We start from the raw sequence: 20505 nt of genomic DNA, 5'->3' as shown, positions 1-20505 counted from the left end.
GGGCGACAAGTGAGGAGTGTTCATCGATACCCGGCACTTCGGGAGCCCCCGTCGAGGACCTGGAGGCCACGGTTCTGCTGCCCAAGAATTGCATCCAGTGGTGCAAGAGGAATGCTGCGGGGTGCTGTCACCAGCCACGACGGCGTGCGGATGGGGCCCTCACCGGTGTCGAAGGGTGGGGGCCAGCCACAAGCTGGCTGGCCCCCACCAAAGTGCGATCAGTGCCCGAGGCCGGTCTTGTGGCTCACGTCCTTGTACCAGTCCGACCAGCCGTGACCGTCCCAGTAGCGGTACTTGACCACGTGGTACACCTTCTTGTCCTGGTGGTGATTGAAGTGGCGCCACTGCCCCCCGCCCCAGGTTTCACCGCCGTGGTGGTTGAAGCTGTACTGGTAGTAGTCGCTGCCGTGCTCGTGAGAATTCCCGTACTTGTCCTCGGCGTAGTAGTACTGCTTCACCTGCACCTTGGTGTAGCCCTTCTCGCACTTCACCTTGAAGGGGAACGCGGCGTAATGCTTCCCCTGATACTTCTTGTAATGCGGCTTGTAAGCATCCACATCACAGCCCTTCTGCTGCCCCTGGGTCTCCACCACGGTGGGCTGCACCTGGGTGGTCGGGGTGGCCGCGGCTTGGGCCGGTGCTCCGAGGGTGGCGAGGCCGCCTGCGGCGAGAGTGAGCGAGGCCATGGACAATACGGCCTTGGAGAAGTAGCGCCGGCTGCTGGGCATGGCGGTATGCGTGGACAATGCGCGTGTGGATGACATTTTGATCTCCTGGCGAGATGCGGGGATTTATTTTGCCGAGCCCCTACCGCTGTTGCGGAGGCAATTTTTGGTGCGCCGACATCTAAAGCATGTCGGCCAGGTCATTGCGCAGCATCCATCCCGGAGTTGATTTCCCAGGTACACCCACGGGTGCATACCGCACCCATCTGAAGGACTGCCATACGGCGCGAGGAAATTTACGGACCGACCAGGTTGGCGACGCGGTCTCAGCCCCCTGGGTCCGGTGTGGGCTTGTCCAGACTTCCGTCCGATCAGACCTCCTCCACGTGGCGCAGCACCACCAGGCGTGGTTGGCCTGACGCTGGCGTACGAAGTTCTGTGGAGTCATGCGAGTTTCCTTGGATTCGGAAGACCCGAGTGGCAACCACTTCTGTCGGTTTTAGAACGAGCCGGTTCAAACCGTTAGGGGCATGGCCCTAGCTCGCGATCGGGAGGGAGAAGTAAAATAGAGGGGCAAGACTGGCGCTCGGCCTGCCAAGGACCGGGGAAGCATCTCGATGGACATTGCTCCCCACCTGGGACGATGTCAGGAGCTAGGGGGCACTGCGGAAACCGCTGTGTGCAGTGCAGACTGTGCGCGGTGGAGAGTTCCTGAGCTGAGGGCGTGACCATCCTTTCGTGGATGGGCATGCCCTTCTTGTGTGTCCAGTACGTTATTGCCGACACCTACCAACAACAGGCCAGGCAGATGCACGGGTGGCTTTCGGTGTGGGAACTACCCTCAGTCTCGATCCAGCCGGTCGTGGCATGGATGGATGAGGATGGCGGCCACGGTGGGCTTCATGGGTTCGCCCCGGCCGCCTCACGAAAAGTTGCGGCGATGCTGGGCATCTCCTCAGCAGCTCGCCAAACTCGAGGAGGCTGAGGGGCCAGGGGCCGGGGAGATGGGACCTGTAGCTGATGATCCCCCACCACCAGGCCGGCCCCAGCATGGTTGCCGCCATCCTGGGGTGCACGGAGGATCCGACCGTGACCTTCTTGGCGCAGTCGATCCTCATCAGCCAGCAGCCCGAGATCCAGTACAGGGAAAAGCTGCTGGCCACCCCCACTGACCCCCGAGCCACCCAGATGCCGCGTACGGGGCGGTGAGAGTTCTGGCGCAGCCCAGGAGGCCGTCGCTGAGACCTGTTGAGGGGCGCGGCCGATCATGTGGGGCGGGGGTGGGGTGCCCGGCGAGGACAATGGAGGCAACCCGTCCCCTCCTTCAGAGGCGGGTGAAGGAGATTAGCTCATGAGTACGAGAACGCCCGAGCACACCGGGCAGGCGCGCACCGGGCAGGCGAAGCCCGGTGGTCACAGGGTGAGGCCGGGGCAGCTCGCTGCTGCCTTGGTGGTGGCTCTGGCGGTGTTGATTCTGGCGATGCTCTACAGCGGCTCGGGGGCCGCTCGTCTGGCGGCTGACCCGGGGGCGCTGGTGCGCTGGGGTCTGCCCGTGGTCGAGGTGGTGCACAACAGTGCCCTGGTCGTGGTGATGGGTTCCCTGCTCTTCGCTCTGGGCGTCGTACCGAAAACTCGTGACGGGCTCCGCCGCCGCACAGACGGGCGGAACGGGGGCCAGGAAGCGGAGCACCCCTTGTTCACGGCCACCATGGGTCTGGCCGAGGTGGCGTCGGTGGTGTGGACGGTGGCTGCCGTGGCGGTGCTGGTGCTGTCCTATTCCGATGTGGCGGGGGTGCCGGTGGGCGGGGACGAGGCCTACGCGCAGCAGCTGCTGTACTACGCCACGGATCTTTCCCTGGGGCAGTCTCAGGCGGCGACCGTGGTGGCCGCTGCCGTGGTCACCACCCTGGTCTTCGGCGTCCGGGCCCTGATGGGGCTGTTGCTCACCTTCGTCCTGGCGTGCACGGCCCTGGTGGCGATGGCCCTCACCGGTCACGCTGCCGGGGGCGCGGACCACATGGGTGCGGTGAACTCCTTGGGCCTGCACCTGCTGGGCGTGTGCCTGTGGACCGGTGGGCTGGTGGTGCTCGCCTGGCTCTCTCCGCAGCTGAGCGGGTCTGACGCGGGCACCGGCACGCTGCCCGCGGGGGCCGGCCGCGGTGCCGGCGTCCGGGGCCGGGTGCCGATGGCCGCGGTGGTGCTGCGCCGCTTCTCGGCGGTCGCCTTCGGGGCCTTCTTGTTGGTGTTCCTCTCCGGGACCATCAATGCGGCGGTGCGCATCGGCTCCTGGGAGCAGCTGTTCAGCCCTTACGGGCAGTTGGTGCTCCTCAAGGCCGCCCTGACCCTGGGGCTGGGCCTGGCGGGGCTGGCCCACCGCCGCTGGTTGATCCCCGGTGTGGAGGCCGGCCGTCTCGCCGCCCGGCGCGCGGTGTGGCAGCTGGTGGCCGGGGAGGTGCTGGTCATGGGGGCGGTCATGGGCGTGGGCGTGGCCCTGTCCCGCACCGCCCCACCGGTGCCCGAGGAGATCGCCCCGGATGCCACCCCGGCCGAGATCCTCACCTGGTACCCGCTGCCTTCGGAGCCCACTGCCGCCTCCTGGTTCACCACCTGGCGGGTGGATCCGCTGTGGCTGGCGGTGGTGGTCTTCCTCGCCGCCGTCTACCTGTGGGCGTTCGTGCAGGTCCGCCGCCGCGGGGACTCCTGGTCGGTGCTGCGCAGCCTTTCCTGGCTGATCGGGCTGGCGGTGCTGTTCTACGTCACCTCCGGTGGGGTCGCCGTCTACGGCCTGGTGCTGTTCTCCGCGCACATGGTCGAGCACATGATGTTGACGATGGTGGTGCCGATCTTCCTGGTCCTGGGAGCCCCGGTGACGCTGGTGCTCAAGGCCCTGGAGCCCCGCCAGGACGGTTCCCGCGGGCCGCGCGAGTGGATCCTGGCCCTGGTGCACTCCACGTTCTCCAAGATCGTGACGCACCCGATCGTCGCCGGGGTGAACTTCGCGGCCTCGATCGTGATCTTTTACTTCACCCCACTGTTCGGGTTCACCCTGCAGTACCACGTGGGGCACGTGTTCATGATCACCCACTTCTTGATCACCGGGTATCTGTTCATGCTCGTGCTGATCGGCATCGATCCGATCCCGTACCGTCCCGGCCACATGATGCGGCTGATGCTGCTGCTGGCCACGATGGTCTACCACGCCTTCGTCGGGGTGGCCCTGATGGGCTCGGACACCCTGCTGCAGGCGTGGTGGTTCGCGAACATGGGCCGGGATTGGGGCCGGAGCCCGATCGAGGACCAGCAGTTCGGCGGGGCCCTGATGTGGGGGATCGGAGAGTTCCCCACCGTTGTCGTCGCCGTGGTCGTGGCGATCATGTGGGCGATCGAAGGCAAGAAGGAAAACCGTCGCGTGGACCGAGCCGCCGACCGCACCGATGACGCCGAGCTCAAGGCCTACAACGCGATGATGGCCGGACTCGCCGAGCGGGACGAATCCACCAGGCGGCCCTGAGCCAGGGCTCCAGAGGAGGCCACACCGGGTCATTGACGGTGGCGTGGCCGCCGGATCAGGCGCACCGCGGTGATGACCGGACCGGCACCTGCCTGGAGGGCATTCCAGATTGGTGGCGGTGTCGAGGGGCGACACATAATGAGAGCACCGAGCCGACCGGCCGATGCTGTGAAGGGGGTGAAGGCGTGAGCGCACGGGCGCGACGTCTTGCCCGCGGGTGGGCCGGAGCCGCGGTGGCCACCGGCTTCGCCGCCGCCTCCCATGTGGCCGCTGGCGGACACCTCCCTCCGATGATGCTGGTAGTACTGCCCCTGGCATTGTCCGGGCCGGTGTGCATGGCCCTGGCCGGCCGGGTGCTCTCCCGGTCCAGGCTGCTCGCCAGCGTGCTGGCCAGCCAGGCCATCTTCCACCTGCTCTTCGCGGTCGCCGGGTCCGTGACGACCGTGGTCGATGCCACTCACCACGCGACGGGGGTTTCACCGCCCACCGGACCGGATCTGGTGCTGCAGGCACAGACTCACCTGGTGCGTGGTGACACCGGCATGCTGATCTGCCACGTGGTGGCTGCGGCGGTCACCTACGGGTTTCTGCGCCACGGCGAGGTAGCAGTCGTCGGTCTGCTCGAGGCCCTAGAACTGTGTGTGCTTCGACTGTGGCGGGTGCTGTCCGCCCCGGTCGTGGCCCACCGACCCCGACGCGTCCCGCAGGGGCGCCCGCACGCGCTGACGGATCAGTCGCTGCTGCGCCCGGTGCGTTCTCACCGTGGACCACCGGCGGCCTCTCGTCGGAGTCTTCTGCACCCGGCCGGACTCACGGGCTTGTCCGCCGGCTGAACACCGCCACCCAGATCGGGGGCCGGCAGTGGCCGTGGGCGGGAAAGGCAGACTCGACGACTCGCTCTGCGCTGCCGGCCACCGGCTCGACAGCCCTGTCTGACCCCACTCATTCATTGCCCCTCGAAGGGACCCTTTTGCCATGCTGAGCCACAGCTGCACTTTGCGCCGTACCGCCGCCACCCTGAGCGCGGTCGGCGCCTTGACCGCCCTGGGGCTGGCCCCCGCCGCCGCCCACGACGAGGTGCTCACCACCTTCCCCGAGCAGGACGCCGTGCTGGAGACCGCCCCCGAACAGATCGAGCTCACCTACAGCGGGGAGATCATGGACATCGGCCACCAGGTGCTGGTGACCGACTCCCAGGGACAGTCCGTGACCGAGGGCCCGCTCGAGCGCGCCGGCGCCCAGGTGGTCCAGCCCCTGTCCGACACCGGTGCCCAGGACGAGACCTACCAGGTGGTCTGGCGGGTGGTCTCCAGCGACGGCCACCCCATCGAAGGCACCTACACCTACGACGTCGGGGACGGCGCCGACACCACCACCCCGGCCCCCAGCCTCAGCGGCACCCCGACCGAGGCCCCTGCCGAGAGCTCGGAGAGCTCCGCCCAGGCCCAGGACGCGGCAGCACGGGAGAACCCGGGAGGTGTTGTCCCCGGGTGGATCCTCGGCGCCGCCGTGGGCGCGCTGGCCCTGGCGGTGATCGGGGTTCTGAGTGTGATGTCCCGTCGCCGCAAGAGCTGACACCCCCACCACGGTGCCGGCGTAGGCCCTGCACAGCCACGGCACCCGGGACACGGCCACAGCCGTGCCCCGGGTGCCATGCCCGTGGCGGGCATCGTGCCATCGGCCGGTCTACGCAGGATCAGACCTGCAGCCGATGACCCACCGTCACGACGACACCGGTTTCACCGGTCGCTCCCCCTCGCGCCAGGACAGCCGCTCGTTCCCCATGAGGACCCGGTGCCCTCCGCTGACGTCGAGGACCCGGCCCCCGCAGTGACCCCCCGCCGGCCCCGGAGCCGGAGACCGACTCCGGGCCGCACCTGCCTCACTCGCTGCAGTGGTACGCGTTCGCGCCCTGTTCTTCGTGGCCTACGGCTACGCGGCCCGCCAGCAGGCGCGCAACGACGCGTGGGACCGTCAGCTCGCCGAGGAGATGGAGCGGCGGCTCGCCAGGTTCTGCGACGAGGACAGCAACTACATCGGCGAGGGCGACGAGGAGCTCGTGATTCGCCAGCTGGAGATGGCCGACGACATGCCCGCCCACCTCAAGTCGCTCATGCGGCCCCGGCCGCAGCGCCGGCGCTCCCGCCCCACGTGGGAGGACGAGGAGGACGCGATGCTCGACGCCCTGGAGACGGCCGCTGCGGGCCGGAGCGGACCCTAGGTCCCGCTCCGGCCCACGGGCGAGTTGCTGTGACCGGCAACGTTGAGGAGGCCGGTCCGCACGAGACGGTGGGCCAGGGCGGGGCGCCCGGACCCGCCGTTCACAGCCGGCTCAGGAGCGGGCTGCTGCCGCTCCGACGCTTGGACGGGCGGCCTTGGCCGCCAGGAGGTAGGCGAGGATCCACGGCTCGATGAGATACCGGTGACCCAGCCGCCGCGGCTGGGTGGCCAGCCGGTAAGCCCACTCCAGACCCATGGGCCCGAGCCAGCGCGGAGCCGATTTCTGGATCCCGGAGTACTGGTCGATCACCCCACCGACGGCCGCGTAGATCGCCGTGGGCAACTCCTCCCAGTGCCGGCTCAGGAACTCCTCCTGCAGCGGCATCCCCAGGCCCACGATGACGAAGTCCGGCTGGAACTGCTGAAGGGCCCGAACGACCCGGTCCTCGAGCTCCGGGTTCCACCCTTCACCGGCCCAGCCGTCGACCGTGCGCTCGGGGTCCTCCGCACGCAGCAGAGCGACCGTGGCGGCGTTGCTGTCCGGGCTCGCGCCGATGACGGCGACGCGCCGCACCGGGGTGCTCCGGATCAGCCCGGGCAGCCAATCCATGGTGCCGATACGGTGGCGCCTGGCGCTGAGTGGCCGCCCGGAGCACCACTTGGCCATTTTCAGGATGGGAAAGCCGTCCGTGAGTACCACGTCGGCCTTGTCGTAGAAGGCGCGGAACGTCGGGTTGACCTCCCATGTGAAGAGACTGTGCAGGTTATGGCCGAGGATCACGGTCTTGCGCCGTTCCTCCCAGGTGGCCGCAATCCACCGGTGCAGTTCATTGGTGTCCATCGGTGTCACCCGGATGCCGCTGACCGGGATCTCGATCTTGCCCAGCCTGTCCGTCTGAGTCTGGTACTTAAGCATGTGTTCCCCCACTGGTTCGGCAGTTGCTGCCTCATCGTTGGTCGGTCGGCACAGTCGCCGGCCGCTGTGGGATCCCCCAGATCCTGATTGGCGCACGGGACACCGTCCCGTGGGCGCAGCCTTCGGGAACACCAGCCCGTGTTTCCCCGACTACCCGCCAGTATTCACGTTAGCAATACTTGACTTTTCATAAATATCCCCACTTCTGCGCTCTGTTGTCCCCTAATGTGCAACTATTTGCATGCATGAGCAGATGCAAAAAGATTGGGAGGGTGGCCGCCCGCCCTTCTGCCTGACCCACACCACCGGGAGGACCACAACCAGCCGACCCGCATCGAGTCGGAAGACCCCATCGCTCAATGCCCCCGCTGCCGTCTTGCTTCAGACCAACCGCCGGTCGTGCAGCCTTCCAGCCCGCACACAGGATCCCTTCCACTGATCAAGGAGCCCTTATGTCCCCGCCCCTGACCGGACGGATTCTGGTGGTCGACGACGAGATCGACCTCGCGCAGCTGGTCACGGACTATCTGCGCAAGGCGGGACTCGAGGTCGCGGTGCGCCACGACGGCCCCGAGGCCGTGACCGCGGTGCGGGACTTCGCCCCGGACGTGCTGGTGCTGGATCTGGGGCTGCCCGGGATCGACGGGATCGAGGTGTGCCGTCAACTGCGGACCTTCTCGGACTGTCACGTGCTGATGCTCACTGCCCGCGACGACGAGGTGGACAAGATCGTGGGGCTGTCGGTGGGAGCCGACGACTACGTGACCAAGCCGTTCAGCCCGCGCGAGCTCGTGGCCCGGGTCCAGGCCATGCTGCGCCGGGCCCGCACCCGCCCCGCGCCCACACCGGCACCGGCGGGGGAAGAGCTGGTGATCGGGGACCTGGTGGTGGACAAGGCCGCCCGCCAGGTGCGCCTGGGCGGGGAACCGGTGGCGCTGACTAGGATCGAGTTCGACCTGCTCCTGTGCCTGACAGCCCATCCGCAGCTGGTGCTCTCCCGCCGGCAGCTGGTGGAGATGGTCTGGGACACCGTCTGGACCGGGGACGAGCACCTGGTGGACGTGCACATCGGGCGGATCCGCAAGAAGCTCGGCGACGAGGCCACCAGCCCGCGGTTCATCCACACCATCCGCGGGGTCGGCTACCGGATCGGCACCGAAGGATGAGCACCACCATGCCGACAGGCCGATGCTGGTCCTGGAGTCCGCTGACGGTGCGGTTATTGCTGGCCCAGACCGCGGTACTGGCCATCGGGCTGATCATCGTAGTGCTCACTGCGGTGCTGGTCGGGCCGAAGATGTTCTACCACGAGCTCATCGAGGCCGGCCACGCGAGTGAGGCCACCGGACTGGTGCACCTGGAACACGCCTTCCGCTCGGTGAGCCTCACCGCCCTGGCCATCGGAGGGCTGCCGGCCCTCTACCTCGCCGGGATGCTCACCTTCTACCTCTACCGCGCGATCGGACAGTCCCTGGCCTCCTTCACCACCGCCGCCGGCGAAGTGGCCGCCGGCAACTACGAGGTGCGGGTCACCTCCTCCAAGCTGGGCCCGGAGTTCGACTCCCTGGCCTCATCCTTCAACGAGATGGCCGCCAAGCTCGACGCCGTGGACACCACCCGCCGCCAGATGCTGGCCGATCTAGCCCACGAGATGCGCACCCCGCTGGCCAGTCTCAAAGGACACCTGGAAGGCATCGAGGACGGAGTGGTCGAGTGGGATGAACGGACCACCGGCATCCTCCACGCCCAGATCGCCCGGCTGGAGCGGCTGGCCATCGACATCCGCCAGCTCACCGCCGCAGAGGAAGGCATGACCCGTCTGCAGCTCACCCCCCAGGACCCCGAGCACCTGGCGGTCCAGGCGGTTGCGGCCATCGAGCCCCACGCTCTCGGCAAGGGCGTGTCGATCACCTCGCGGAGCACCGGCATGGAGTCCGCCCCGGTCGCATTGGACCGGGAGCGGATGGGACAGGTGTTGAGCAACCTGCTGGAGAACGCCCTGCGCCACACCCCGCCGGGGGGCACCATCACCGTGCACACCGACCACACCCCGAAGGCCGCCACCGTTACCGTCACCGACTCCGGAGAAGGCATCAGCAACGAACACCTCCCGTACGTTTTCGAGCGCTTCTACCGCGCGAACACCGGCCGGGAGGCCCACCGCGTCGGCTCGGGACTGGGCCTGGCCATCAGCAAATCCCTGGTCGAGGCCCACGGCGGGACCTTGGAGGCCGCCAGTGATGGACCCGGGCGCGGAACCAGCTTCCGGGTTCATCTGCCCCGCCGCACCTCCACCGACTGATTACGGCGCTGTCACCAGGCTGTTCTCCCACGGCGACGGATCCGTGGCAACCGGAAGGGCGTCTCGACCGTTATGAGCACGGTCCCTCACGTTGCGGAAGCCCCCAGCTTCCTCGCTTCAGGCCAGCAGAACGTGGAAGGCCATCGACCCGGTCACCACCAGCCTCCGGGCCGCACCGATACTCACCCAGCGGCGCGTGGGCCGTATCTGTGCAGCATTCAATCCCGCCAGGGCGAGTGGCTCCGCCCGTGACATGACGCCCACGACTTCCCTGCTCGCACCGGCCCACCAAAACCCACGAAGTGGACGGCCCGTAGCCGTGGCCGCAATCGCGGGGGACCCCTGTCGTGCGGCCTTCCGGGCGTGCGCTGGGCAAAGTCCCAGCGGCAAGACGTTCACGTTCCCCTGAAGATTCCATGAGCCTCCGATGACAGGGGCAGGCCTCACGGGCAGCACAAGAAAAGTAGGCGGATCGGTGCCGCATGTCCGGCATCTGCGCGAAAGGTGCTGAGGGGACCGTCGTCTCCACAACGATTCAAGGCCGTGCCAGTCCAGTTATAAGAGGGTGCCCTGACTTCGGGGGAGGCCGAGCCAGGGCACCCTCACACCATTGACCCAGGGGACTGCCCGGGCCATCGGCCGATGAGAACTGGGGGTTCTCACGCTGAAAGTTACGTCCTCTACAACCCGGAAAACAGGGCGAGAAGCCGATATTGGCCAAGCTTGAAGGTATCTACACCCCGTCTTTACTTAAGCTCAACATTTGGGGGTGGCTTCAAAGAAGGGCGTCTCTGGACCGCTGCTGGGCCTCCTGCACGACGTGCAGCCGTGGCGTTGTCCCAACATCGGAAGGCAACGCGGTCAAAAGCTCAGGACCGGCACTCCCGCCTCCCTCCTGCGCCAGTTTGCACTAAGGTGACCGCGATGAGTCACGATCACAGCTTTTTCGGCTGGGCTCTGTTCGAATACCTCACCCTCCTAGCGTTAAGCCTGGCCGCGGCCGGCTACGTCGCGGGGCTGTGGGTGCACCGAGCCCGTGGACGGTGGCCGATCCACCGCACCATCCTGTGGTACACCGGGCTCTTCTGTGCCGGGGCCGGACTGGTGGGCCCGCTGGCTGACGCCGCCCGGACGAGCTTTTCCGCGCACATGGTCGGGCACCTGCTCCTGAGCATGATCGCGCCACTGTGCCTAGTGCTCAGTGCTCCTGTCACCCTCGCTCTGCGCGTTTTGCCCGTACCCGAGGCCCGGGCACTCTCCCGGGTTCTGCGCACCGCTCTCGTGCGTGGGCTGACCCATCCGGTGATCGCCGTGGTGCTCAACGCCGGAGGCCTGTGGGCGCTGTACACCACCGACCTGTACCAGTTGATGCACACCTCGGTGTGGTTGCATGCGCTCGTCCACGCCCACGTCATCCTGGCCGGCTATCTTTTCACCGTCGCGATAGTGGGAATCGACCCGAACCCCCACCGAAGCTCTTTTCCCCTGCGGGCGTCAGCGCTCATCGGGTTCCTCACAGTCCACTCGATCCTGGCCAAGTGGCTTTACGGTCACCCACCCGTCGGCGTTGAATCCGCCGACGCACGCATCGGAGCGCAGATCATGTACTACGGCGGGGACGCCGTAGACGTCACCTTAATCATTGTGTTCTGCGCCCAGTGGTACACCGCCACCCGTCCCCGTGGAACACCTCAACCAAACACCCAAGCATCGCGCTGAATACACACCCGGCGCCAGCGTCCGTCCAGATCTTCAAGGGAGAATGCTTCCATGGAGTACTTCGCGGCCGTGCTGCCGTCCATCTGCATCGGCATCATTTTTTGGCTCATTCTGCGCGCGATCTTCCGCGGCGACCGCACCGAGCGCGCCGTCGAATCCGCTTCCCAAGTCGACGCCGCACGCTGGTACGAGGAACTCAAGCAACGCGACGGTGGCCCCCTCACCTTCGACCCACGCTCCCCCGCCGACAACAAGCCCACCCGCTGACCTTAGAGACTGCCCGACGATTCAGTCGCAGCTGTATAGTTCAGTGCATGGTGATTAGTGCGGCGCGATTGGACGTGATGAACCGGCTGGGTCGCGCCATGGCCGACCCGACCCGGTCCCGGATTCTGATGACCTTGCTGGAGGGCCCGGCCTATCCGGCGGATCTGGCCCGAGACCTGGGATTGACGCGGTCGAACGTGTCGAACCATCTGGCATGCCTGCGGGACTGCGGGATCGCCACCGCCACGGCCGAGGGCCGCCAGACCCGGTATGAGATCGCCGATGCACACCTGGCGCAGGCGCTGACCGCGCTGGTCGAGGTCACCCTCGCGGCCGACGAGAGCGCCCCTGCCTGGACCCAGCCTGCTCGCTGCCCGGCTGCTGCGACACGGGGGTAGGCGCGTGATCCTGTCCTCGGTCCTGCAGGCCATCGGCTTGTTCATCGCCACCAACATCGACGACATCATTGTGCTCTCGCTGTTCTTCGCCCGCGGGGCGGGACAACACGGCACAACGACCCGGATCACCCTCGGCCAGTACCTGGGGTTCGCCGGCATCCTCGGCGCGACCGTGGTCGTGTCCCTGGGCGCCGGGGCGTTCCTGCCCCCAGAGGCCATCCCGTACTTCGGGCTCATCCCTTTGGGTCTGGGCCTGTGGGCCGCCTGGCAGGCCTGTCGCGGGGACGATGACGATGACGACGATGAGGGCAAGAACGTGGCCGTGTGGACCGTGGCCGGGGTGACCTTCGCCAACGGCGGTGACAACATCGGGGTCTACGTCCCGGTCTTCCTCAGTGTCGGCCCGACCGCGGTAGTGGCCTACTGCATCGTGTTCCTGGCCCTGGTCGCGGTGCTGGTGGGCTTGGCCAAGTTCGTCGCCACCCGCCGGCCGATCGCCGAGGTCCTGGAACGCTGGGAACACATCCTGTTCCCGATCGTGCTCATCGGCCTCGGCATCGCCATCCTCGTCAGCGGCGGAGCCTTCGGCCTCTAATGGCATCGAGGCAACACCAATAGGGATCCCCACTGGCCTGAGGTCCAACGCCAACGGCAGGGCTGTTCTCGTACAACAAGTGACAGCAGGCCACATGTAGAGCACGGTTGCTCGCTGTCCTGTCGCCCCAAGGAGAAGTCTGCGGGGTGGACTCCACGCGTGCGACGCCCGCTGGGGAACCTCTACCGCAGTACAGCTCGCCGCTAACCGGCCTTATGCAAAAGGGGTGTCTGCAAAGCTCCTTCTGGTCGTGAGCTTGGGAACCTCTCGTATCTCTGCGGGCGGCCCCAGAGGCCAGCAGGGTCAGTCGTCAGCAGCCTCGTCACTGTGGCCATGGGGACAGGTCAGTTCTGGAGGTGGTCTCGGGTTAGGCGGATCCGGAAACTGGCCCCCTGCCCAGGTCCGCGGCTGGTGGCTTCCAGGGTCCCCCGGTGGGCCTCGACGAGGGCTTTGCTGATGGCCAGTCCCAGCCCGGAGCCACCGCGGTGAGCTTCTCGACCGGTGTTGGCGCGGTAGAACCGCTGGAAGACGTGGGGCAGGGCCTCGGCAGGAATGCCCTCCCCGGTGTCGGTGACCGTGACGGTCACCGACACCGGGTCCAGATCGGTGTGCACGGTGATGGTCCCTCCCGATGGGGTGTGGCGCAAAGCGTTCTCCAGCAGATTGCTCAGCACCTGCCCCATCCGTTGCTCATCCAGCACGACCGGGGCCGTGCTGGCACCGGTAGTCGTGACAGTGATGTTCTGCTGGACGGCGAGAGGTTCAATGGCCGCCACCGCCTGCTGGGCCAGTCGCGCCATGTCGACGGCAGTGGGCTGGAGATGGAGAAGGCCCTCTTCGGCCCCGGTCAGGGCCCGGATGTCCCCGGCCAACCGCTCCAACCGGGTGGTCTGGGCCTGCAGGATCGCCGTGGTCCGCTCGTCCAGGGCGATGACTCCGTCCTCGATGCCTTCCAGGTGTCCCTTCAGGTTGGCCAGCGGGGTGCGCATCTCGTGTCCCAGATCGGCCAGCATCTGCCGGCGGGTGGTGTCCACAGCCTGGAGCTTGGCCGCCATGTCGTTGAAGGAGCCCGCCAGGGAGTCGAACTCCGGCCCCAGTCCGGTCGAGGGAATCCGCACGTCGTAGTGGCCGGCGGCCACCGCCCGTGCGGCGGCGGTGAAGGAGGCCAGGGACCTTCCGATGGTGCGGTGGAGGTAGAAGCTGAGCAGCCCGGCGACGCACAGAGCCGGAACCGCCCCAACACCCATGGCGATGAGGCTGACCGGGCGCAAAGCCTCCTCCAAGTGCTCAAACCCCAACTCGGTGGCCTCCTTGGCGTGACCGGCGTCGATGAGTTCGTCGTAGAACATCGACGGTCCGGCCAGGACAGCAGTCAGCAGCACGATCACCAGACCGGCCAACAGGACCAAGATCTGCGCCACTATCAACCGCACCGTCAGATGGCCCCAAAAGCTGATGCGCTCAGGCGCGGCGGCGGTCATCGCCCCGCCCCCATGCGGTAACCGATGCCGCGGATGGTGTGGATGAACCGCGGACTGGCCACGTCCTCCCCAAACTTCCTGCGGATCCGCCCGATGTGCACATCAACCAAGTGCTCATCCCCGATCCACTGCGCATCCCAAACCATCTCGAGCAGTTGCCGGCGGGAGAGCACCCGCCCGGGATGGGCGGCCAGGGCGGCCAGCAGGTCGAACTCGATGCGCGTGAGGTCCACCAGCTCTCCGAGCAGGTGGACCTCACGGGATGCTTCGTCCACCACCAAGTCCCCGATCACCCGCTCCTGTCCCACCGGTGCCGGTGTGGGCGCGGGGCGGGTGCGGGCCCGGCGCAGCATGGCCTGGACCCGGGCCACGAGCTCGCGCGGGCTGAACGGCTTGGTCACGTAGTCGTCGGCTCCCACCGACAGCCCCACGATCTTGTCCACCTCGTCGTCGCGGGCAGTGAGCATCAGCACGTGACAGTCCGAGAAGGCTCGCAGTTGACGGCACACCTCGATCCCGTCGATCCCGGGCAGCCCCAGGTCGAGCACCACCACATCGGGGACGAACGTCCGCACCGCAGCCACGGCATCCAGGCCGTTGTGGCGTACGACGACCTCAAGCCCCGCCGCGCGCAGGTACCCCTCGATCAACCGCGCTAGATCGATCTCATCGTCAACCACCAAGACCCGACCGGTGAGGGACACGACCATGGTGACTCCTAGGTCCAGGACCAGCCCGCTGGCCGAAGTGCGGCCCCACGGTCCGGTCAAAAGCCCGGTTGCCGGGGCCCGGCACCCGGTATCGATGATGATCTCGCGAATCTACCGCGACGAGTGCCCAGGTCGGCTCGCCAGTCATCTGGTCCTCGGTGGGCAGGATGTGCACCGCCATCAACCCGATCAGCGCCTGCCCATGAGCCGCGTCGATGCCCACCAACCGCCTCGAGGAGCAGCGGACACCACTTGTGGGACCCGCCAGGGCGGATCCTTCCGTTCTGGATGTCCCACTCGTGATTCCCCCGATAGCCCAGGCCCGCCCGACACCCCAAGGGCTCCAGCCACGAGCCGTGCCCGAAGTCCTAGCACCCCGGGACCGTCCTGCGCTCAGAGTCAGCGCTGCACCTTGAGCTCCGGTTGAGTAACCCTCAAGATTTCATGAAGTCTGCGAGCCCCACCGCGCAAGCAAGCGAGGCATATACCGCACCCCTCCAGCACGCCACGGTCGCCGGACGGAGAAACCTACGCCTCACTCAATTCGTCGACGACCGTTCGCTCAAAGGAGTGTCGGCATCGGCAGTTCCCGGATGCGCCGGTACAAGGTGGCCCTGGACATGCCGAGGTCACGGGCGACCTGGGTGGCCGGCTCCCCACCGTCGATCAGCCGGAGGGCATTGCGGATCTGGGAGTCAGTGAAGGTCTGCCGGCGCCCGCCGAGGTCCTTGCCGGCGGCCCTCCGTTTGGCCACCGAGTCGGTGATCCGCTCTCGCTTGATCTCCAGTTCCATCTGGGCCAGGGCGGCCATGACAGTGAAGACCATCGAACCCATCGGGGTATGGGTGTCCACGTCTCCCCCACCCAGGTTGAGCACCCGCAGCCCGGCTCCTCTGCCTCGTAACGCTTCGGCGAAGGCCAGCATGTTCTGCGTCGACCGTCCCAGACGGTCCAGCGTCGTGATGACCAGTGTGTCCCCCAACTCGAGTGCCGCCACTGCCTTATCGAAGGCCGGGCGCGAGCCACGGCCCCCAGACACTCCATGGTCGGTGTAGATGTCATCGCCCCGCACACCGGCACTCAGCAGGTCAGCCACTTGACGGTCTGCATCCTGTTGCCGCGTCGACACTCGCGCGTAGCCGACCAACTTACCCATGTCCACCTCATCTGTCTCGCAACTATCGTTGAGTATCCGATTTTAGAGATATGGATAAAGCACAAGGATGCGAGACAGGCCGATCCGCGGAAACATGCGGGCGCAAATTTCGCGGACGAGACGTCTCGCATCCCATGCCTTCCAAGACGCCTCGATGCACAGACTCAGTGAGTGTGCAGGCATACAGAGCAATGAATACGATGCATACTGTGCCTACTATTCGTTGACCATGGGAGGAATCATGCCGTTCGAGGTGTTCGATAAGAGAATGACTCCGCTGGCCAAGGCGCCCAGCGTCACGATGCAGAAGCGGGGCGTGATCTCGCTAAACAAGGCCGCCCACGACCTGGTAAACAACGCCGAGACGGTGGAGCTGCTCTACGACCGCGACCGCCAGGTCATGGCCTTGCGTGCCGCCGATGACTCCTCCCCGCACGCCTACGCGGTGCGCAACGGCTCCAAGAGAGGCCCCGGGCAAGCGATCGTCTCGGCCACCGCCTTCACCGCCCACTACGGCATCGACACCACCGAGACGAGGCGATGGAAGCCCTTCGTGGAGGACGGCATGCTGTGCGTGGACCTCACCGAGGAGGGCACCGTTATCACCGGCAACCGCACCAAAACCACGGCGCCGGCCCAGGAGGCTCAGGCGGCAGAGGCTGCGGAGGACATTGACGCCGTCACTTCCCAGTAGGACTCGGTTGGCGATGACACCACCGACGATTCCTGACCCCCCGTACACCGTTGATCCGCCTGCCGCCACGGGGTCAGTTTTCACGTGCCGTCGACACCGTGACCTGGTTCCGTGGCGCCGGCTTCTGGCGCAGGCTCCGTCGGAGCCGCGCCGGTCGCTCTTAACGCTGAGGCGGTCGCGGCTGCGCACCACCTCTGGACGGGATGCGTCAGGCTTTCGTGCCGACTCAGGCGTGGGGTCAGTGGGTGGAGTAGTAGGCGTCCTTGACGGATTGGTGGATGCGGCCGCGGTCGGAGACCGGGTGGCCGTGCTCTTTGGCCCAGACCCGGATGGCCGCGGTCTCACCTGCAGAGCTGGAGGTGCCAGTGGCGCGCGTGCGGCGCCCCTGGCCGGTGGGAGCTTTGCGGGCTGCCGCCATGAAGGGGCGCAGTACCTCATGCAGCTTCTCCGCGTTGGCGTCGGACAGGTCGATCTCGTAGCCGCGCCCGTCCAGGGCGAAGGTGAGGGAGGTGTTGGCGGGGCCGCCGTCGAGGTCGTCCTCGAGGTGTACTTTGACTTTCTGGGCAATGGGTGAGGGGTCCGTTCGGGTGAGTGGGTCGTAGAAGAAGGCGGTGCTGGCGAAAAGGGGTCAGCTTTCGCTTGCCGTTGACACACGGCAGATGAACTCACAGCCCACTCCGTCCCCGGCTTGGTCCCGTTTGCTTGAGTAGCTCGCTCCTCGGGCAGAGACGGAGGGCCGAATCTCAGCGCAGTGCTGCACAGATTTACCCTCTGGCAGCACTAGGGTCTTTAGCGTTGGGACCCATGCACGCGGGGGGACGAGGACACTTCCATCAATAACGCCAACTATGCGTGCGTCACTCCTCAAGCATGTCGGTACGTTCACTACGTGGGATGATGAAATCTCATCACCTAGTGCAGCCTGGCCGCTCGAGGTGCTCAACGACGACTAAGCAGCCTGCCCAACAACGGAGCGAGTGAATGACGGACATCCCTGTCCTGGATTTGGATTTTGATAATGCTGATTTGGGCGAACCGACGCTAACCCGCGATGCATCGGGGTCTCACAAACGAAAGCTGATCGAGGTCTCACTCCCACTGGAGGACATCAACAAAGCTTCCGGGCGTGAGAAGTCCATCCGGCACGGCCATCCCTCCACACTTCATTTGTGGTGGTCGCGCAAGCCGTTGGCTACTGCCCGCGCCGTACTCTTCGCTCAACTGGTTGATGACCCCTCAGCCCACCCAGATCGCTTCCCTACAGATGAGGCCCAGCGCATTGAGCGAGAACGCCTACACAACATCATTCGCGAACTGGTGGTATGGGAAAATAGCAATGATCCAAAAGTACTGGACCGTGTGCGTGAAGAGATTTGGAAATCGACTGGCGGTAATCCGCCTCCAGTGCTGGACCCCTTTGCCGGCGGGGGCACCATCCCATTGGAAGCGCAACGTCTAGGACTGGAGGCACATGCCAGCGACCTGAATCCCGTGGCTGCGCTCATTAACAAGGCGCTGATTGAGATTCCACCCCGGTTCCGCGACCAGCCCCCGATTTTCCCGGACGCTGAAGACTCTCGGACCGTAGTCTGGACAGGCGCAAAAGGGCTGGCCGAGGACGTTCGTCGATACGGGCAGTGGATCCGAGACGAGGCTGAACGACGTATCGGACACCTGTACCCTAAGGCAACCCTTGACAAAGGGAGTCAGGCTGACGTGATCGCCTGGATTTGGGCACGGACGGTCACCTGCCCTAACCCGGCGTGCGGTATAGAGATGCCACTTACCAGCAAGTGGTGGTTGGGCAAAAAGAAAGGCAAGGAAGCGTACCTGGTACCGCACGTCGTGAATGATCCCTCCGCGCAGGGAGGACGACGCGTTAGATTTGAAATTGGACATGACCCGACCGAGGCCCCAAAGAACGACGACGGCACCATGCGCGGGCGAGGTAAGGCGGTCTGTATCGCATGCGAATCCGCGGTGCCTGCTGAGCATATCAAGGCCGAAGGAAAGGCCGGCCGTATGCGTTCCATGCTCATGGCAACAGCAGTCACGGGACAGCGTCGCCGAATCTACTTGGCCCCTACTGATATCCACGTTAAATCAGCAAACGTCAACCGTCCGGACAGTGTGCCGCAAGGATCATTGTCGTATGATCCTCGCGCTCTATGGACACCCGCCTACGGGTTGACGGAATTTGCGGATCTATTCACCCCGCGGCAACTAACGTTACTGACGACATTCTGCGACCTAGTGGGCGAGGTGCGCGACCGCATCCTTATTGATTCCCGCACTGGTGGCCGCGTTGAGGGGGAGCCCTATTCTTCCGGCGGTTCTGATGCTGCGGCCTACGCCGACGCAGTTTGCACTTATTTGGCTATGGTCGTCAGCCGAATCACTGACTACCAGAGCTCGATCACCACTTGGGCTAGCAATCCACAAATGGAGATCCTGCGGAATCTTTTTTCACGACAAGCAATTCCCTTGGCATGGGACTATGCCGAAGGCAACCCTTTCGCAGCTTCTTCAGGATCTTGGGGTAAAATGCTGGAAGCAGTGTCTGAGGCAATCGAACACACCCCTGCCGGTATTCAAGCTCAAGTTTCGGCTGCCGATGCAGTCTCTTGCGATTACTCCAATATGGTGATTTCCACGGACCCGCCATACTATGACAGTATTGGTTATTCCGGGTTGTCTGATTTTTTCTACGTATGGTTACGTCGCACTTTACGCACTATTCACCCGGATTTATTTTCCACCATGCTTGTTCCTAAAGCTGAAGAGCTTGTGGCCAACCCGTACCGTCACAATGGTCGCGAGGGTGCTGAGAAATTTTTCGAGATTGGTTTTGAAAGAGTATTTAACAAGGTGCGCGAGGATGGCGGCGCTAAGGAATATCCGGTCACCGTATATTACGCCTTTAAACAACAGGAACTCACTAAGGAAGGCGTAGCATCCACAGGTTGGGCCACCATGCTAGAGGGAATGATTCGGGGTGGTTGGGTCATTACTGCAACTTGGCCGGTTCGTTCTGAACGCTCCGGACGCATGAATAGTATTGGCACCAATTCTTTAGCTTCGTCTATCGTACTTTCCCTACGCCCACGAGAAGTAACCGCGCGAGCCACCACCCGTCGCGGTTTTCTCAACGACCTTAAGCGCGAACTCCCCAAAGCCCTGGCTGAAATGCAACAGGGTGGAATCGCACCGGTGGACCTAGCCCAGGCGACCATAGGCCCGGGCATGGCGATCTTCTCGCGTTACTCCGGTGTCCATGAGCCAGACGGCAGGAAGATGACCGTCCGCACAGCGCTAACCCTCATCAACGACACCCTGGGCCAGATCATGGCCGAGGAGGACAGCGAGCTGGATGCCGACAGTCGCTTCTGTCTGCGCTGGTTCACGCAGTACGGCTGGGGGACCGGACCATACGGTGATGCTGACACGATGTCTCGCGCCTTTAACACATCCGTCGACGGCTTGATCGCCGCCGGCGTGGTGGCCAATCCACGAGGTGAGGTGCGCCTACGCAGACCCGCCGATCTCGATACTCGCTGGAATGTCTACGCCGACGACCGGATCACTCTTTGGGAAGTGACGCTGCAGATTGCTCACTCCCTGGAGCGGAACGGTCTTGACGGCACTGCCCCGCTGCTGGCGGCAGCATCGCAACGCGTGGAGCAGGATGCGATTCAGATGCTTGCCTATCGCCTCTACGAGGTCGGCCAGGCGAAGGACGGCGAAGTTGCTGGACTGTTCAACGTATTAGGCTCCGCATGGGCGGAGCTGGTGGACAAGGCTGGCAGGGTGGAACTTGGTCTCCCGGACGCCCACGGGCAACAGATGGCCATCGATATGGAAGGCGACTGAC

Annotated in this window: 18 protein-coding genes and 1 pseudogene; 13 read left to right on the top strand and 6 right to left on the bottom strand. The window is 65.3% G+C overall.

Going from position 1 to position 20505, the window contains the following annotated elements; translation table 11 throughout:
• Positions 1-218 precede the first annotated feature (218 nt).
• Entirely contained in the window at positions 219-728 is a 510-nt protein-coding gene (locus tag RF640_RS14630) for a hypothetical protein (RefSeq protein WP_368828271.1), read from the bottom strand.
• Between the two features lie 957 nt (positions 729-1685).
• Between RF640_RS14630 and RF640_RS14625 the strand changes: the two genes are divergently transcribed.
• From RF640_RS14625 to RF640_RS14605, 5 genes are all read left to right on the top strand, one after another.
• Positions 1686-1874 carry a DUF305 domain-containing protein gene (locus RF640_RS14625; protein ID WP_368828270.1) on the top strand — a complete coding sequence of 63 codons (189 nt, stop codon included), beginning with the start codon at positions 1686-1688 and terminating at the stop codon, positions 1872-1874.
• Between the two features lie 142 nt (positions 1875-2016).
• Positions 2017-4176, top strand: coding sequence for a cytochrome c oxidase assembly protein (locus tag RF640_RS14620; protein ID WP_368828269.1), 2160 nt, complete (start codon positions 2017-2019; stop codon positions 4174-4176).
• Between the two features lie 233 nt (positions 4177-4409).
• Entirely contained in the window at positions 4410-5009 is a 600-nt protein-coding gene (locus RF640_RS14615; protein WP_368828268.1) for a hypothetical protein, read from the top strand.
• A 142-nt stretch (positions 5010-5151) separates the two neighbouring features.
• A complete protein-coding gene (locus tag RF640_RS14610) occupies positions 5152-5751 on the top strand; it encodes a copper resistance protein CopC (protein WP_368828267.1) in 600 nt (199 codons plus the stop codon).
• Between the two features lie 319 nt (positions 5752-6070).
• Positions 6071-6397 (top strand): hypothetical protein, encoded by a 327-nt coding sequence (locus RF640_RS14605; RefSeq protein WP_368828266.1) that lies wholly within the window; start codon positions 6071-6073, stop codon positions 6395-6397.
• Between the two features lie 111 nt (positions 6398-6508).
• On the opposite strand, the gene RF640_RS14600 is transcribed toward RF640_RS14605, so the two are convergent.
• Positions 6509-7312: a WecB/TagA/CpsF family glycosyltransferase gene (locus RF640_RS14600; protein ID WP_368828265.1), complete on the bottom strand. Its 804-nt coding sequence runs from the start codon at positions 7310-7312 to the stop codon at positions 6509-6511.
• Between the two features lie 452 nt (positions 7313-7764).
• Here RF640_RS14600 and RF640_RS14595 point away from each other — a divergent pair, with 452 nt between their 5' ends.
• The 6 genes and pseudogenes from RF640_RS14595 (at position 7765) to RF640_RS14570 (ending at position 12593) form a co-directional block, all read left to right on the top strand.
• Positions 7765-8478 carry a response regulator gene (locus RF640_RS14595; RefSeq protein WP_368828264.1) on the top strand — a complete coding sequence of 238 codons (714 nt, stop codon included), beginning with the start codon at positions 7765-7767 and terminating at the stop codon, positions 8476-8478.
• A 47-nt stretch (positions 8479-8525) separates the two neighbouring features.
• Positions 8526-9614 (top strand): sensor histidine kinase, encoded by a 1089-nt coding sequence (locus RF640_RS14590; protein WP_368828317.1) that lies wholly within the window; start codon positions 8526-8528, stop codon positions 9612-9614.
• A 924-nt stretch (positions 9615-10538) separates the two neighbouring features.
• Positions 10539-11333, top strand: a complete 795-nt coding sequence (locus RF640_RS14585; RefSeq protein WP_368828263.1) for a cytochrome c oxidase assembly protein — start codon at positions 10539-10541, stop codon at positions 11331-11333.
• A 51-nt stretch (positions 11334-11384) separates the two neighbouring features.
• The gene (locus tag RF640_RS14580) at positions 11385-11600 is read left to right on the top strand and encodes a hypothetical protein (protein ID WP_368828262.1); all 216 of its coding nucleotides are present in this window, start codon (positions 11385-11387) and stop codon (positions 11598-11600) included.
• Between the two features lie 47 nt (positions 11601-11647).
• A pseudogene (locus RF640_RS14575) lies at positions 11648-12006 on the top strand (ArsR/SmtB family transcription factor).
• Positions 12003-12593 carry a cadmium resistance transporter gene (locus tag RF640_RS14570; RefSeq protein WP_368828261.1) on the top strand — a complete coding sequence of 197 codons (591 nt, stop codon included), beginning with the start codon at positions 12003-12005 and terminating at the stop codon, positions 12591-12593. The pseudogene RF640_RS14575 and the gene RF640_RS14570 overlap by 4 nt, the downstream one beginning before the upstream one ends.
• Before the next feature lie 344 nt (positions 12594-12937).
• On the opposite strand, the gene RF640_RS14565 is transcribed toward RF640_RS14570, so the two are convergent.
• From RF640_RS14565 to RF640_RS14555, 3 genes are all read right to left on the bottom strand, one after another.
• On the bottom strand, positions 12938-14074 hold the full coding sequence (locus RF640_RS14565; protein ID WP_368828260.1) for a sensor histidine kinase: 1137 nt from the start codon (positions 14072-14074) through the stop codon (positions 12938-12940).
• Positions 14071-14784, bottom strand: a complete 714-nt coding sequence (locus RF640_RS14560) for a response regulator (RefSeq protein ID WP_368828259.1) — start codon at positions 14782-14784, stop codon at positions 14071-14073. Before RF640_RS14560 ends, RF640_RS14565 begins: the two co-directional genes overlap by 4 nt.
• 562 nt (positions 14785-15346) lie before the next feature.
• Positions 15347-15940, bottom strand: a complete 594-nt coding sequence (locus RF640_RS14555; protein ID WP_368828316.1) for a recombinase family protein — start codon at positions 15938-15940, stop codon at positions 15347-15349.
• A 268-nt stretch (positions 15941-16208) separates the two neighbouring features.
• Between RF640_RS14555 and RF640_RS14550 the strand changes: the two genes are divergently transcribed.
• Complete coding sequence (locus RF640_RS14550; protein WP_368828258.1) at positions 16209-16634, top strand: hypothetical protein; 426 nt, start codon at positions 16209-16211, stop codon at positions 16632-16634.
• A gap of 238 nt (positions 16635-16872) precedes the next feature.
• On the opposite strand, the gene RF640_RS14545 is transcribed toward RF640_RS14550, so the two are convergent.
• Entirely contained in the window at positions 16873-17202 is a 330-nt protein-coding gene (locus tag RF640_RS14545; protein WP_368828315.1) for an Lsr2 family protein, read from the bottom strand.
• A 413-nt stretch (positions 17203-17615) separates the two neighbouring features.
• Between RF640_RS14545 and RF640_RS14540 the strand changes: the two genes are divergently transcribed.
• On the top strand, positions 17616-20504 hold the full coding sequence (locus RF640_RS14540) for a DUF1156 domain-containing protein (RefSeq protein ID WP_368828257.1): 2889 nt from the start codon (positions 17616-17618) through the stop codon (positions 20502-20504).
• The last annotated feature ends 1 nt before the right edge of the window (position 20505 follow it).

Origin of the sequence: Kocuria sp. CPCC 205231 (genome assembly GCF_040980965.1) — a bacterium.
GTDB lineage: Bacteria > Actinomycetota > Actinomycetes > Actinomycetales > Micrococcaceae > Kocuria > Kocuria rosea.
Note: the sequence above shows the minus strand (reverse complement) of the source record. Positions and strands in the feature narration are given on the sequence as shown.

What these genes read in the sequence shown, in the direction of transcription:
- RF640_RS14560 (WP_368828259.1), bottom strand. Translation starts at nt 14,784, where the DNA reads ATGGTCGTGTCCCTCACCGGTCGGGTCTTGGTGGTTGACGATGAGATC.
- RF640_RS14555 (WP_368828316.1), bottom strand. Translation starts at nt 15,940, where the DNA reads ATGGGTAAGTTGGTCGGCTACGCGCGAGTGTCGACGCGGCAACAGGAT.
- RF640_RS14600 (WP_368828265.1), bottom strand. Translation starts at nt 7,312, where the DNA reads ATGCTTAAGTACCAGACTCAGACGGACAGGCTGGGCAAGATCGAGATC.
- RF640_RS14565 (WP_368828260.1), bottom strand. Translation starts at nt 14,074, where the DNA reads ATGACCGCCGCCGCGCCTGAGCGCATCAGCTTTTGGGGCCATCTGACG.
- RF640_RS14585 (WP_368828263.1), top strand. Translation starts at nt 10,539, where the DNA reads ATGAGTCACGATCACAGCTTTTTCGGCTGGGCTCTGTTCGAATACCTC.
- RF640_RS14610 (WP_368828267.1), top strand. Translation starts at nt 5,152, where the DNA reads ATGCTGAGCCACAGCTGCACTTTGCGCCGTACCGCCGCCACCCTGAGC.
- RF640_RS14620 (WP_368828269.1), top strand. Translation starts at nt 2,017, where the DNA reads ATGAGTACGAGAACGCCCGAGCACACCGGGCAGGCGCGCACCGGGCAG.
- RF640_RS14630 (WP_368828271.1), bottom strand. Translation starts at nt 728, where the DNA reads ATGCCCAGCAGCCGGCGCTACTTCTCCAAGGCCGTATTGTCCATGGCC.
- RF640_RS14625 (WP_368828270.1), top strand. Translation starts at nt 1,686, where the DNA reads ATGATCCCCCACCACCAGGCCGGCCCCAGCATGGTTGCCGCCATCCTG.
- RF640_RS14595 (WP_368828264.1), top strand. Translation starts at nt 7,765, where the DNA reads ATGTCCCCGCCCCTGACCGGACGGATTCTGGTGGTCGACGACGAGATC.
- RF640_RS14550 (WP_368828258.1), top strand. Translation starts at nt 16,209, where the DNA reads ATGACTCCGCTGGCCAAGGCGCCCAGCGTCACGATGCAGAAGCGGGGC.
- RF640_RS14540 (WP_368828257.1), top strand. Translation starts at nt 17,616, where the DNA reads ATGACGGACATCCCTGTCCTGGATTTGGATTTTGATAATGCTGATTTG.
- RF640_RS14580 (WP_368828262.1), top strand. Translation starts at nt 11,385, where the DNA reads ATGGAGTACTTCGCGGCCGTGCTGCCGTCCATCTGCATCGGCATCATT.